10 protein-coding genes are annotated in these 14382 nt (G+C 40.2%); 1 reads left to right on the plus strand and 9 read right to left on the minus strand.

Features of this window, described 5'->3' with window-relative positions:
- Nucleotides 1-232: 232 nt before the first annotated feature.
- From ACUNWA_RS10060 to ACUNWA_RS10080, 5 genes are all read right to left on the minus strand, one after another.
- Nucleotides 233-1729 carry a hypothetical protein gene (locus ACUNWA_RS10060; protein WP_445591775.1) on the minus strand — a complete coding sequence of 499 codons (1497 nt, stop codon included), beginning with the start codon at nt 1727-1729 and terminating at the stop codon, nt 233-235.
- Nucleotides 1730-1866: 137 nt separating this feature from the next.
- Nucleotides 1867-3366: a RagB/SusD family nutrient uptake outer membrane protein gene (locus ACUNWA_RS10065; protein WP_445591776.1), complete on the minus strand. Its 1500-nt coding sequence runs from the start codon at nt 3364-3366 to the stop codon at nt 1867-1869.
- 151 nt (nt 3367-3517) lie between these two features.
- The gene (locus ACUNWA_RS10070) at nt 3518-6934 is read right to left on the minus strand and encodes a TonB-dependent receptor (RefSeq protein ID WP_445591777.1); all 3417 of its coding nucleotides are present in this window, start codon (nt 6932-6934) and stop codon (nt 3518-3520) included.
- A 151-nt stretch (nt 6935-7085) separates the two neighbouring features.
- On the minus strand, nt 7086-8099 hold the full coding sequence (locus ACUNWA_RS10075; protein WP_445591778.1) for a FecR family protein: 1014 nt from the start codon (nt 8097-8099) through the stop codon (nt 7086-7088).
- A gap of 111 nt (nt 8100-8210) precedes the next feature.
- Nucleotides 8211-8804, minus strand: a complete 594-nt coding sequence (locus ACUNWA_RS10080) for an RNA polymerase sigma factor (protein WP_445591779.1) — start codon at nt 8802-8804, stop codon at nt 8211-8213.
- A 157-nt stretch (nt 8805-8961) separates the two neighbouring features.
- Here ACUNWA_RS10080 and ACUNWA_RS10085 point away from each other — a divergent pair, with 157 nt between their 5' ends.
- Nucleotides 8962-10356, plus strand: a complete 1395-nt coding sequence (locus tag ACUNWA_RS10085; RefSeq protein WP_445591903.1) for an NAD-dependent succinate-semialdehyde dehydrogenase — start codon at nt 8962-8964, stop codon at nt 10354-10356.
- A gap of 14 nt (nt 10357-10370) precedes the next feature.
- Here ACUNWA_RS10085 and ACUNWA_RS10090 read toward each other — a convergent pair whose 3' ends face one another.
- The 4 genes from ACUNWA_RS10090 to ACUNWA_RS10105 form a co-directional block, all read right to left on the minus strand.
- Nucleotides 10371-11567: a PAS domain-containing protein gene (locus ACUNWA_RS10090; RefSeq protein WP_445591780.1), complete on the minus strand. Its 1197-nt coding sequence runs from the start codon at nt 11565-11567 to the stop codon at nt 10371-10373.
- A gap of 295 nt (nt 11568-11862) precedes the next feature.
- The gene (locus tag ACUNWA_RS10095; RefSeq protein ID WP_445591781.1) at nt 11863-12036 is read right to left on the minus strand and encodes a Lacal_2735 family protein; all 174 of its coding nucleotides are present in this window, start codon (nt 12034-12036) and stop codon (nt 11863-11865) included.
- Nucleotides 12037-12041: 5 nt separating this feature from the next.
- The gene (locus tag ACUNWA_RS10100; RefSeq protein WP_445591782.1) at nt 12042-12521 is read right to left on the minus strand and encodes an SRPBCC family protein; all 480 of its coding nucleotides are present in this window, start codon (nt 12519-12521) and stop codon (nt 12042-12044) included.
- A gap of 119 nt (nt 12522-12640) precedes the next feature.
- On the minus strand, nt 12641-13900 hold the full coding sequence (locus ACUNWA_RS10105) for a hypothetical protein (protein ID WP_445591783.1): 1260 nt from the start codon (nt 13898-13900) through the stop codon (nt 12641-12643).
- Nucleotides 13901-14382 lie beyond the last annotated feature (482 nt).

The following is a 14382-nucleotide window of genomic DNA, read 5'->3' on the forward strand; positions in this document are numbered from 1 at the left end:
TTTGGACAATCAGCGTATCTGCTGTCTGCCCAAATGAGAAATTGCTTAGCAAAATAAGTAAGCAAATAATTGAAGTTGTTTTTAGTTTGTTCATAGTAAATAGTAGTTGAAGTATTGTGCGATTTACTTATGTCTGTTTAATTTGTGTATTAAAACTTGGCGAAATTTAGTAGATACAATATAGAGAGAACGAGTACAAAAAATCAAATTCTTGGTCGTTATTCTATTGAGCCTAGCGTGTAAGTTCACCAACCTGTAACCATCCCTCATCATTAATATTTTTCTGATCTACAGCCAGCTTAATCCCTGGTTGTTTATCAAAAGAGATATCAACAATAGCAACCGCAAGTTGATATGAGCCTCTAGCGACATCGTTTAGGCTGAGAGATTCAGAATAGCTTCCTTCTACTCCTTTTACCCATTTTGAAGGTTCAGCCTTTTTGCTGATCCATTTTTTCTTCAATTTTCCTTTGTCGTCAAATAATGCAAAAGCCACTTGATATTTCTGGTTCCAGTTAGGATGATTATTGGGGAGGACTCCAAGACCCAGGTTTTTCCAAACGTGGGTTATAGAAAGCTTATCATCGCTTTCTAAAACGGTTATTTTCGATGGATACAATCGGTATCCGCCATGGCTAATAAACTTTTGTACCAGTTCTGGTAGTTCTTCAATCCAGTACTTGCATTCCAAAGGAACGCGAAGATCCATAGTGTTTGAATGAAATTTCAGGGCATCGTCTAAAGCTGCAGGAAAGGTTGCTTTAAAGCTTTTGAACTTGTACTGTTTATCCTGTTCAAAAGCCCGGTTACTTAGCGTGTCTCCTGTGGGACTTGTAAACCAGTAGCAAGCTTCACCGATGAAGGCACTTTGTGGAAACAAGCTATTGAGAATTTCCTGATCCTTCTTACTAAACCAATAGCTACCTAAACCATCACGGCGTGGAATGAAATTATACCTGTCAAAGGCCAGAGGTTTAGTATACTTGTAGTCTGCTTCTGAAACATTTAGCACGGTGAGAATTTTTTTGAAGCTTTTGGCATAGGAGCTAGTAATCCAATCAACGACAGAATAGTAATTTTCTTTGTTTTTTAAGATAACTCCATGTCCCTCTCCCCATCGTCCTAATCCATAGGCATCGATAAAATCAACAGTTTGAGGATCATCAAATTTTTTCGCAAATGCTTGAAGAAAGGTGTCAAATTTTTTCTGAAATATTTGATCATCGTAATATGGCGTTTTAAATTCCCCATCTTTCCCCGTCACCGTTTTGAATGATGCTCCGGCTTTGAAAACATATTCAGGCGTAGCCTGTTGCACCATATCTCGACTGTCATGGAAAATCCGGAAAGCTAATTTTAAATTCCTTTCTTTTGCACCCTCCACAAGCTGAATAAAATTCGGATCATCTTCCCATGCATATTTCCCTTCTTCAGACTCAAAGGCTGACCATACAGCTCTTATGTATAAAATATTACTTACCTCATGTGCACGAACAGCATCCATTTCTTCCCAGAAGCTGTTTACATTTATTCTGTCGAAATTATCTTGAAAATAAGGGTAGAGTTCCCAGCCTTCGCAGTACATTACCCAACCCATTGCGGGGTTTTTCAAGATAGAGGTAGTATCAGGTATGATCGAAAATGATCTTTCTCGCGGCATATTGTTCTGGCATCCCATCATACACCAAGAAACGAGAATAATGAGGTAGTTTAAATGAACGAATTTCATGATTTAAGTAATATAAAAATGCCCGGCAATTTGCCGGACATTTATGGGTAAATAATTATTGTTTTCTCTTAGGTCGTTTTTACCTCGCTTCTATACCCGGTTGAATCACCGGAAATATAAACTTGTATTAGTCTTTGTTAGTATCCAGGGTTTTGAGTTAAGTTCCCTTTGTACTCGTTGATGTAACCAATAGGTATTGGGAATAAGAATTTATCTTGATCATCATCAAATTTCTTGTCTCCATTGCCATTGGTCATTCGCTGGTAGCGGATTAAATCCATCCGGCGAGTGCCTTCACAATATAGTTCGTGCGAACGTTCCGCTAAAATGGCGTCACGCAAATCCTCTTTTGACATGTTTGTTAGTGGCTCTAATCCTGCTCTAACCCTTACTGCGTTGATAAAAGAATAAGCTGTATTTCCTCCATCGCTGTTATAGGTAGTACCTTCTTTTGATACTTGAGTGATTGCCGGAGCGTTGACACTTGCAGTTGTTTCCAGCTCATTCAAGATTTCGGCCATGGCCAGAAGTGTCTCTGCATAGCGGTAGACAATAAAATCATGTCCCTGAAAGAAACTCACCTGATTTGGATCGAGGTCATATTTCACAGGAATGGCTCCGTCACCAACACCATGTCGATTATCTACCGGATTTTGTCGGCTTATCTCTACTCCGTCAGGAGTAGTATACGACGCTGCAATACCAGATAAACGCATATCATTGGGATCAAAGGTATCGTAGAAAGACCACAAGATCTTGTAACCTCCCCATGAATTTGATCTTCCACCTCCGGGGGTTGGGAAATTGTTGGGAAGAGCTTCAGCGTGCCACATCATGGTGTTAAACGAATAGTCAGAGGGAGTAGCGAATATAATTTCCTTGTTTTTAGTGTTGTTAACACTGAATACATCGCTATAATTATTCATCAATTGATGAGAACCCGAGTTTATGATTTTCTCGGCACATTCTTTCGCTTTAGTCCAAAATGCAGCGTCACCTGTTCGGGCAGCTTCATTCATATATAACCGAAGAAGTACCATGTTGGCGATACTACTATTTATTCTCCCGAAATTTGGGCCATAATCAGCTTCTGGCAGATCATCCTTGCCCTCAAATAAGGATTCAATAATTGCTACAAAATCTTCCTTTGTTGGACGTTCCGGGTAAACTAACTCTGCTGGATTTGCCAGTATTTCGTCTGTTGGGTAAGGAACAGGACCGTAGAAATCATACAGAATAGCCGCTTTCCATCCCCCAACAGCGTTGGCTTCAGCAACTAATGCCGCTTTCAGGTTATCCGAAATATCCATCTGCTCAATTTGATTAGCAACAATACGAGCATTTGAGATGTGATTGTAATAGTTAAAAACATTTTGAGTACCATATCCATTAGATTCGGTCCACTGGTGGGTTCTAAGATATTCCCATGGGTTTGTTCCGTAGGAACACATCATCATATCGCCTGCCGAAATATCAGATAAGGTTATTATTGAGTTGATGTTTTGTACAAACAAGCCAGGACTCCAGGTTCCAACTTTCGTGATTGAGTTATAATATAGTGCGGCAATGGCTAATTTGGCATCTTTCTCTGTATTATAGAAATTGTCAGGCGTTATTTTATCGTATTCGTCTCTCATTAGCTCACAACTTTGAGATGTTATGAGTAAGGAGAGTGCGATTGCAATTATATATTTTGCTTTCATCTGTTTGTTGTTTTTTTTTAAACTGTATTTCCAATTATGATTTGCATGATTTATGAGACAATCTTCGATTATCTTCTAATTGTTATTAGAAACTAAGCTGTACGCCTAAGTTATAGGTTCTGTGATTAGGGTAGGCAGCTACGTATTGATCAGTTTCTGGATCCATACCAGTATAGGGAGTGAAAAGGAATGGGTTCATAATGTTGCAATACACTCTCAAACGTTTGATCTTCGCATTCTGTAAAATATGTCCGGGGAGCGAATAACCTAAAGTAATGTCTCGCACACGAACGAACCAAGCATCTTCAAGGAAAAAGTCACCTGTGCCATATTGAGCAGAACTTTGTAATGCAGACACCCCTGTTCCTTCAAGGTTATCACTATTCCATCTATCCAGGGCTTCGACAGGAATATTTGACGCAGTAGAGACTATCGTGTAGGGATTTGCAACTCCTAATCTTGTTCTGGTCTCATTCATTTTCCATTTGTTAAAGACTCCATAAGTGTATATCGATAGATCAAAATTGCCGTAGCTAAACGAATTGTTCATACCAATAGTAAAAGGAGTATTAACGCCGACTTTCACCTTATCAGCAGCATCTATTTTTCCGTCGGGTTTGCCCGAGCGCTGGGGTTTGCCGTCTTCGTCAAGTATTCTGGTGCCATCATCATCCAAAAGGTAACCATCACGATCCACAATTTTGACTGTTCCGGGAATTTGGTTTAACGGATCAGTACTTCCTACTTGAACCAATCCATCAGTTTCATAATACCAAAGTTCTCCAAAGTATTGTTTTGGAGAATCGTTGATTCCTAAAACATAGCTGGGGTCGCGTTTTAACCAGCGGTCACGGTAATAAGTGAAAGTCATATTCGAATTCCAGCTAAAATTGTCCGAAACAATGTTTTGGGTATTTAAGGTAAGCTCAGTTCCATAAGTTTGTTTTGTGGCATCCAGATTATAGGCGATGCTTGTTACCGGATTTGAACTCAATAAGCTTTTTGATCCTAAAATACGGCTAATCTCTCTGTTAAAGTACTCCAAAGATCCGGAGATTCTGTTGTTGAACAATGAGAAGTCTAGTCCAGTATTGAAGTCAACTTGTTTTTCCCATTTGAGATCCGGATTTCCCAAGCCTGAAAGTCTAACGCCTGATATGATTGAGTTTCCCCACATGGTATTGGCGCCAGGACTGTAAAAGTCTGAAAATGCCGTGCCAATGTTGTCATTACCTGTTTGCCCATATCCTACTCTAAACTTGAGTTGGTTTAGCCAACTTTTTGAAGAGTTCATGAAGTTTTCTTCCGATATATCCCATCCTAACGAAATCCCTGGGAATATTCCATATTGGTTTTCAGGGGAGAAATTTGAAGATCCATCCACACGTAGGTTCGCCGTAACAAAATATTTATTGTCATAGTCATAGCTGGTTCTCAGGAAATAAGATATTATTTCAGAGCTACCACCCGAAGACGAGACACGTGGTCTCTCTGCTCCCAGGTTAAGGTTGTTCCATAAAATACCATCAAAAGGGAAATCGGTTGCAGTTATTCCCATACTTTCCCACTTGTATTTCATATACTCGGTACCCAAGGTGGCAGAAAGGTTATGGTTTTCACCCAGTGTTTTTACGTAGTTTAACAATGCTTGAAATTGGTAATTGTTAGTCTGGTTGTTTGACCGGTCAGCACGACCATTATAACTAGCACCGGTAATGGTTGTCGTTGGCAGATAGCCGTAGTTTTTACTATCATTTCTGTCAAATCCTACCTGCGTTCTTAAAGATAGTTCTGGCAATATATTATACTTTAAGAATGCAGAACTGAAAAAACGTTCCATGACCGTTTTGTTCGTAATATCAAGATAAGATACAGGATTTGGAAGTACTGACATCCGATTGTTAATCGTATAATTACCATTTTCATCATATACTGGTAGTATAGGAGAAAATGTCAATGAGCTCATTAAAACACCACTATTTTCCCATTGTCCTCCGTTACCGATAGAAACGTTATCGGTATTGATCTGGCTAAAGTTGATGGTTAACCCAACAGTTGTTTTATCACCAATTTCCTGATCTACATTTACCCTTCCTGTATATTTTGCAAGGTTATTATTCTTGATAATTCCTTTCTGGTCGTAAGCTCCAAATGAAGCGTAGTAGCGAGTGTTTTTGCTATTGCCCGATAGTGATAAGTCAACATTTTGAACCATTCCGGTGCGGGTTACTTCATCGCTCCAGTTCGTGCCTGTTTTCGTTCCATTTTCGAATTCTGCAATTTGTTCTGACGTGAAATAGGGGGAGAAGTCTCCTGGAGCCACCCATCCATTGGGTTTTGTAACGTCAGAATATACATCTAATCGACTGTCATATAGCCATTTTTCTCTTTGGATACTGTTTGTTTCTTTCATGAAATCAACAGCCCCCAACATCTCTGGAAGATTAAATAACTCTTGAACTCCAGTGGAAGCATTAACATCAACAGAGAATCTGTCTTCTCCTTTTTGACCTCTTTTTGTGGTAATCAGGATAACTCCTCCTGCTGCCTTTGAACCATAGATAGATGTTGCGGAAGCATCTTTCAGAATATCAATGCTTTTAATGTCATTGGGATTTAAGGAAGAAAGAACTCCGTCAAGTGCCCCGGTTCCAAAATAGCCCACTTTCGATGGAGAGAAATTGGATGTAGGCATTCCGTCGATAACGATCAGAGGAGAACGGTTCGTTGCAGATCCTCTAATCTGAAGTTTAACTTCTCCACCGGGTTGTGCTGAGTTTAGACTAACATTTAATCCGGCTGCTCTTCCTTGCAGCGTTTGAGAAACAGAAGATGTTGGTATTTTCACGGCATCAGCCACATCAATTGAGGAAACCGATGAGGTTAAGCTTCTTCTTGTTTGAACTCCGTAGCCAACTGCAACAACTTCTTCAATTCCAATGGCATCTTCCTCCATAACCAAATTGATTGTTGCTTGGTTACCAACCACTAACTCCTGCGTTCTCATTCCTACAAAAGAGAAAACTAGGGTCTCACCCGTGGGCACTCCGTTAATGGTATAGTTCCCATCAAAATCAGTAATTGTTCCTTGAGTGGTTCCTTTAATTAAAACAGTTACACCTGGCAAGGGTTGGCCGGAAGAGTCGGTTACTTTACCTGACAGATCTTTGATTTGTGAGCTGAGTCCCTGAATTTGATTTTTTTCAACAGACAACACAATCTGCCGGTCAAAAATCCGATAGCTAATGTCTGATTCTTGGAATAACCGGTCGAGAATGACTTCAATCTGCTGGTCCTTCACCTGGATGTTGGTTTCGTGCCGGACATCAACCAGATTTTTGTTGTAAAGAAAATAGAAATTCGACTGGTTTTCTATTTCGTTTAAGATTGTTTCGATACTGGTGCTTTTAAAGTCCAGCGAAAGTTGAGTTTTTTGTGCATAGCCTGAGATAGCCTGTGCCTGGAAAATACTCAAAATGAATAAGAACAAACTCCACTTCATAATTTGCATTGGCTTTTTAAGGACACACCAAAGGCTTGTCCATCGTTTCCGATTTTTTTTCATAAATTTACAGTTGAACGGTTAATAATTATTATTGTTAATCATTGTTTAGATCAGGAAGGTGTGTCCGCACTTTCCTGATTTTGTTGTATTATCTTCTTTTCTGGATTAGAATCGTTTTTGTTGACCAGGTCCCATCACTTTTCATCTTCCTGTCTTTTATTTCATAGCTTATTGGCGCTGTATATGCAAGTAATTTTAGTACCTCGTCTAAGGTCTCATTTATAAAGGTGCCCTTGTAGATGTAGTTCTTCAATTGTTCATCTTTCATTACAAACTGTACATTGTACCAGCGTTCCATTTTTTTCAGAACTTCAGCAAGTGGCTGGTCATGAAAAACCAACTTTCCTTCTTTCCAGGCCGAATGGCTTTGGGCATCAACATGAGTTATCTTCCCCACCTTTAGATCAGTCTCAAAAACAAATCGCTCGTCAGGTGATAATGATTCTGAGAATTTACTGGTTTTACCGTCCACGTTTACTTTTCCTTCTTCCAGCACAACTTCAGCAAATTGATCATTCGGATAAGCAGCAACATTAAATTTGGTTCCCAATACGGTAATGTTCAGGTAAGGAGTCTCTACAACGAACTTTTCCTTGTTTTGCTTGACAACATCAAAGAAAGCTTCACCGCTGATTTTTACGTGTCGATTAGAAAATTTAATCGGGTATTGAATGCTTGAGCCGCTGTTCAGCCAACCCGAGGTTCCATCAGGAAGTTGAAATTGCGTCCGGGCACCCGCAGGTGAGTGGATTTCAGCCCAGGCATTTTCCGGGATATACTTATTGTTTAGTAAAAGATAAGTCGTGAGTAAAAGGAACGGAAGTAGCAACACTGCCGCTATTTGCCGGTACGTATGCCAAAGGGATTTTGTCTGCCTTTTTTCATTGAGGTAGATTTGTCGCTGAACTTTCTCCAGAATGAAATCCAGGTCTTTTCCAGGGTGTTGTTCATTAAATTGCTGCCAGTTTTGGTGAATAAGCGTATCAAGTGGTTCTGCTGTACCTTCTTTTTCAAACCAGCTTTTTAGCTGACGATAGTCATCAGGAGAATAGGAACCATTGAGGTATCTGGATAAAATTTTACTGTCGATTTCTTTTTTCACCTTATTCATTTAATAAGCTATCTGGATGAGACTCCAGTTAGCCCCTTGAGTAATTGTGTTTGCTTATTATATCCTTGAAAGAAGGTTATCCCCCACAGGGATTGATATTTTTTATTGGCAAATGAAAAGATGGTAGAAGAGAAAGCCGCCGTAATGTTCTTTTTGAATCTCTGATCGTAAAAAGTTTAGCGCTCTGGTGAGTTGATTTTCAACGGTTTTTGGGGTGATGTTTAATTCTTCCGCAATTTGTTTGACGGGTTTATCGTGTTGTTTCCGTTCGATAAATATTTGTTTTCGTTTTTCAGGCATCTGGTCAATCAGTATTTCCAGCTTATTTAAGAGATCTTGGTAGGTGATTGAACTCTCAACTTGATCATTTGCTTCGAAAAATTGGCTTGCCAGCTCATGTTTGTATTGATCTGCTCTTGATTTTTGGTTGAAATGCCTTTTAATGAAGTTTAAGGTAATGGTAAAAAGATAGGATTGAAAAGAAGTTTCCGTTTTGATTTCCTTTCTTCGTTCCCAAAGTTTTAGGAAAACCTCTTGGACTATTTCCTCGGCTTCAGTTTCAGATTTAAGGTAGGAGAGGGAAAATTGGTACAGCTTGTTGCTATATTTGGAGAAAATTTCTTCAAATGCAATTGGGTCACCTTTACGCAGGTTTTTAATTCGATCATGTTCACTATGAAATCTATGCTTTCTCAAAATTGGAGTTTCGATTGATGCGTCAAAATTACGGATTCTTTTATAGAAACAAACAGGTAATTCGACTCCAAACCTTTTACGCTCAGAAATGCAATAAGGTGTATATCGGGATTTTGGCAAAATCAGTTAGATGAAACTTTTGAAACGCCCCTTTTTTATGCTTAATTTTAAGGGAGAAAAATTGAATACTATGAGATCTGTCAATCCATTTACCAATCAAGTGATCCAGTCTTATCGGGCTCATTCTGACGACGAAGCCAAACGGATCATTAAAACGGTTGATCTGGCGTTTAAATCCTGGAGAAAAATCTCGTTTGAGGAGCGTAAAATGCATTTGCTGAATCTGGAAAAAGAGCTGCTTGATCAGCAGGAAATGCTGGCTGACTTGATTGTAACCGAGATGGGCAAAGTAAAAAAGGAAGCTTTGGGCGAGCTGAAAAAATGTGCCTGGGTTTGTCGTTATTATGCTGAAAATGGCGCTCATTTTTTGGCTAATGAGCCCATTGAGTCGGATGCGTCGGAATCTTTTGTCAGCTTCCAGCCGTTGGGGACCATTCTGGCAGTAATGCCCTGGAACTTTCCTTTTTGGCAGGTTTTTCGATTTTTAGCACCGGCGCTTATGGCGGGCAATACTGCCGTTTTAAAGCACGCCAGCAATGTGCAGGGCTGCTCGTTGGCCATTGAACGGTTAGTGAAAGATGCTGGTCTTCCGGCTAATGTTTTCCGTAGTTTACTGATTGGAGGAAAGTCGGTTAAGGCGGTGATTGAAAGTTCTAAAGTTAAGGCTGTAACCTTAACCGGTAGCACTCCTGCCGGAAAGGCAGTAGCATCCGCTGCAGGTTCTGTTTTGAAGAAATCGGTATTAGAGTTGGGCGGAAGCGATCCCTACTTAATTTTAGATGACGCTGATATTGAAGAAGCTGCTAAGTTATGCGTATCCAGCCGTTTGCTCAATGCCGGACAAAGTTGTATTGGAGCTAAACGTTTTATCGTAATGGAATCGGTTTATGATGCCTTTCGCGAGGCTTTTGTGCGGCATATGGAGGAAGCTAGTTTTGGTGATCCCACCGATGAGAAGACAACCATTGGGCCCATGGCAAGAATCGATTTACGGAACGAATTGCATGGCCAGGTCAGTGCTTCGGTGGCCAAAGGAGCTAAAATTGTGTGTGGTGGTTTTATCCCTGAGTTGGCTGGCGCTTTCTACCCTCCAACGGTACTGGATGGGATTGAACCAGGCATGCCCGCCTATGAAGAAGAATTGTTTGGACCAGTAGCTTCCTTATTCAAAGTGAAGACTGATGAGGAGGCAATAAAGATAGCCAACGACACCGTTTTTGGTTTGGGGGCAGGGGTGTTTACCAGCAATGTAGAACGGGGGAAATTGCTGGCTGAAAAAGGACTTGAAGCAGGCTGTGTCTTTGTGAACGATTTTGTTAAATCAGATCCTCGTTTGCCTTTCGGAGGAATCAAGGAGAGTGGTTTCGGTCGTGAGCTCTCTGTTTTCGGAATTCGGGAGTTTGTCAATATTAAAACTGTAGTTGTTAAATAAGTATCTTTATTTTTTTACCAATCCAGTAGGCGTCGCTCTCCTTTTAGTTGTTGAATTCCAGCAATCTCTTGAGTCACCTCAATGACACCTTTGTATTCTCCTAGTTCATTGCGTAAAGCAAAATACTGGATCAGAATTTTGTCTTCCTTAAAATTAATCCAGAAACTAGCTTGGTCTTTGTTTCCTTTTTTGAAAGCATCGACAATTTCTTCCACCACATGCACGCTTTCGGGCGGATGGCAGTTGTGCACCTTCCGTCCGAGAATGGCTTTGGTTCTCGGAAAAATCCGCTTCTTGGGCGTGGAAAAAAAGCGTACCGTATCGTGTTCGTCTACAAAAGTGATGTCGACTGGCAGGTGATTGAGAATCTGAATGATTTGTTCGGAAGATACCTTCCCGGTGCCCAAATTGACCATTGTTCCATTTGTAAATATATCGCTATCGGAGTCCGCTATACTGGTGGGGCTGAAATAGGGAAAGCCAATTTCAAGGCTGTCCAGGAGCATCTGGTGAATTACGTCTTTTGGAATAGTTTCCAGGATGTGTGGAAAGAGGATTCGCTCTTCGCGGAAACGGATAGCAAATAAGTTGAAGAACAGGTCGCCCACGAGTCTATTCATCTTCCTCAGGTTAATGGTCGTTTCATTGAGTTCCTGAAGGAGTGCTTTCATTAGTTGGCGGATATCATCATGATAAGACCACATTAGCTGCACACAATGAAAGTCTTCCCAATGTTTTTCCAACGTCGGGAAAAGAACATTTTCCTTGATCAGGTAATGCTTGTTGAATTGTTGGAGTTCGTGGGTCTTGCCTTTTAAGTCTGCACAGGCCTGCTGATCTTTCGGATGCTGATTCAGTATTTTGATGGCTGCTTTCATCGATTTCAGTAGGTTTTCCATGGCTGTATTATTCTGGGTCAATACATCCAAGAAACTGTTTTTGGCAGGTTTTATAGCCGGGTAAGCGATCAAAGGCAGATGAAATAGATGTATAATTTTGTTGGTGGCGGTTTTTAGGATTCTATAGTCCCGACGATCGTTTTCTTTAACCAAAATATCAAAAAGGGCGATGACTTCCGATGGAATAACCTCACCGATTAGTTTTTCATTGGCTTTTACGAGCCTAACTTTGTTAGTTGTCGCCATCATTTCGCGGGCAAAATGGGCCAATGCGTTAACGCGTTCCTGTTTGTTGTGAGTAAATTCTGACATCGTTCTTCTTAATTTAGGTTTAAATTAAGAAATTTCAGGCAGCGGTCCTCTTTGGGAAAAGGAAAGATTATAAAAAACTTCTTACTTGATATCGGGTAGGTTTAGGTGAGGTGCTATTTTTTTTGGTTTTTAGCCCATTCTAAATTTTCTTGAGTTTAATCTTCCAATTTAAATTGGAAGATTGACATATCAATTTCTGCTTTGCAATATTGAATTTCAACACTTGAAACTTGTTAAAATAATCATGCTCTGTTTCCCAAATAGTGGACGTCAGTTTAGATCGGCTTTAGCTTAGTTAATCCGTTTTTAGCATCGAATTGATTTGCTTGAGCAGATCCTCTGCTTCAACATAGTATTTTTCAGCTTCTCTACGGTTAACCTTCGAAAGCTCATAATATTTCTGCATCAGTTTGTTATACTTTAATTGAAGTTTCTCAACTTCCGATTTCCTTCTAAATAGTCCAAACATAGGGCTTAGTTTTTAAATTGTTTGCTCAACCAGGTGTACCTGTAGTTAAAAATAGATTGAAGCTGTTTGTACACAAACAGCTGTTGGGCCAAGTTGCCTAACCAGCCGAGAGGCAGTTTGTAACTCACCTTGTCCGTCATTAAAATTCCGTACTCCTTTGCTTCGAAATGATGCTCGTGATGCCACATGCTGTAGGGACCAAAACGCTGTTCATCAACAAAAAATTGCTTATCAGCAACGTGCGTTATTTCGGTTACCCAGTTGGTTGAGAATCCTTTGAAGGGAGCTACCCTGTAAGTAATAATCTGACCAGGATGCATGGGCTTAGGCTTACCAGAAGTAATCTTAAACTGCATGTTGGATGGTGTTATTCGTTCGAGATTGAGCGGGTTTGAAAAGAAATCCCAAGCTTCATCCAACGAAATGGGGAGCTTTTGCTCCACCTTTAGCGTATAAATTCCTGCGTGTTTATTTATGCTTATCATGGCATGGAGGCATTTATGTCAATGGTTTCAAAAATCAAAACAAGAAGCTGTGACAATTGTTTAATCATTCTAGCTAGTCATTAAACAATTTAGTTTTGTGTTCTACCTACAAACGCCAATTATTTTCGGGTATTCTGCCAACGGGCAAAATTGAGGGAGGAGAAAAACCCCATGAGCATGCCATCAAAGATTCGTACAGCCTGAAGTCGGGTGAGAGCATACTGTATTTTTTGTTTTTCGGCCTCGATATTTTCCGCTCGGTTATCCAAAAATCGCTGAAAATCGACCAGACTTTGTTCGATGTTGTTGATTCGTTCTTCGGCTGGATTAAAGGCTAAGAAGGTACGAATGTTGGTATTTTCCCAATTAAAATCATTGGCGTAATATTGAAGTAAGGCTTCCGCGTTGCCGGGCAGCGCTTCTTCCCAGCTGATAAATGGCTTGATAAGCCCAAGCAGGTTTCTTCGGGTCAGCTTATCGTCGGCCTTCGTTATTGTATGAAGCTTGATTTGCTGTTTCTTGACTAGTTCTTCCAAATCATTCCAGGCTGTAGACAAGGTGCGAAAATCATCAATGTCGCTAATGGCCTGATCGCTGGGTAAACCGATAAAGAAAATATCAGAATGCTTGGTTGGCTCATTAGCTACCAGGTATTCGATTCGGTCTTCGAGTTGACCTACAGTGCTTCGGAGTTGCTGGATTTCGCCCATCATGGAGGTAAATTCAAAAGTGTTTAGTAGCATTTCAATTTTGTCATACGAAGTTTGAATTGCCTGTAGTTTTTCCTCTACCTGTTCTTCTTTTGCCCCGGCAGCCCTAATGTTTGGTGTTGCAAACCACTCGTTGGTATTCCCCTGGATGTTTAGATGAATTAGGGACTCGGCCGTGTTTTGCTCTGTTGTGGTGCTTGTGCCATTATCATAGCTCCAGGTGGTTGTAACTTTAACCTTGATGTAGGTTTTTTCTACTTTGTCTACCGGAATAAAAACATCAGTTTGTTGCTTATTGACCAATTCATTGTTCACCAAAAGCTTGATTTTTGTATCCGATTCGAGGTCAATGTCTTCATCTATTATTTCCCATTTGTGCACGACGCCATCCTTTTCGTAAATCAGCTTGTTATAACTCCTGGAAATAATTTTGTCATCATCGCCCAAATCAGCATAGGTGTCCGGAAACTGGACAAAATCGGCCCGGCCACCTTTTATTTGGGTCAGCAGCGTAAATTGTTGCCCTTTGTTGACATTAATTTCAGAACCATCCACTATTCGTTTTCCTTCAATAAACATTTCAATAAAAGGAGTTCGGAGTGGCTGGGCTGAGAAAAGTTGCCCCAATGTAACAAGCATAAATAAAGCGAATACAACGACTTTTTTCATCTCACGCTAATTTTTATTATCAAACGATACTCGATAAAACGGACTCGGTCATCATCTTTTAAGGGTGGACAAACCAATTAACATGGAATTGCATCGGCCCCAACAGAAAGTCCAAGTTTCTGACTTAAATTTAGTCAAATTGAAATGGTAATCCAATAATCTGGCTTATACCTTCAATTCTTTGGCTACCTTCTTAAAAGCTTAGCGGCGTTTTAGTGGACGATTGAGTTTTTAATTTTATGGGGTAGGTTTCATATGATGAGTGTGTTGGCGGGATTGGGAAAGATTTTTTTTGATCCTGAAATTGTTGAATTAAGCTTCCGTAGATCGAAAATGAATTTGCTTGAACCAGCTTAAATTGTGTTATTATGCCTTATAGTATTGATGAATACTATCGGAAACGAATAGGTGTTTGCCTTCGCTGCATGAAAAATGCAAACATACTTTTGGTCATCTTGAACTTTTCCAGTTATCGGGTTGTT

The sequence above is a fragment of the Sunxiuqinia sp. sy24 genome (assembly GCF_052677165.1).

Excerpts from the sequence above, each read along its gene's own strand:
- ACUNWA_RS10095 (WP_445591781.1), bottom strand. The coding sequence starts at position 12,036 with ATGTTTGGACTATTTAGAAGGAAATCGGAAGTTGAGAAACTTCAATTA.
- ACUNWA_RS10105 (WP_445591783.1), bottom strand. The coding sequence starts at position 13,900 with ATGAAAAAAGTCGTTGTATTCGCTTTATTTATGCTTGTTACATTGGGG.
- ACUNWA_RS10090 (WP_445591780.1), bottom strand. The coding sequence starts at position 11,567 with ATGTCAGAATTTACTCACAACAAACAGGAACGCGTTAACGCATTGGCC.
- ACUNWA_RS10085 (WP_445591903.1), top strand. The coding sequence starts at position 8,962 with ATGCTTAATTTTAAGGGAGAAAAATTGAATACTATGAGATCTGTCAAT.
- ACUNWA_RS10070 (WP_445591777.1), bottom strand. The coding sequence starts at position 6,934 with ATGAAGTGGAGTTTGTTCTTATTCATTTTGAGTATTTTCCAGGCACAG.
- ACUNWA_RS10060 (WP_445591775.1), bottom strand. The coding sequence starts at position 1,729 with ATGAAATTCGTTCATTTAAACTACCTCATTATTCTCGTTTCTTGGTGT.
- ACUNWA_RS10065 (WP_445591776.1), bottom strand. The coding sequence starts at position 3,366 with ATGAGAGACGAATACGATAAAATAACGCCTGACAATTTCTATAATACA.
- ACUNWA_RS10100 (WP_445591782.1), bottom strand. The coding sequence starts at position 12,521 with ATGATAAGCATAAATAAACACGCAGGAATTTATACGCTAAAGGTGGAG.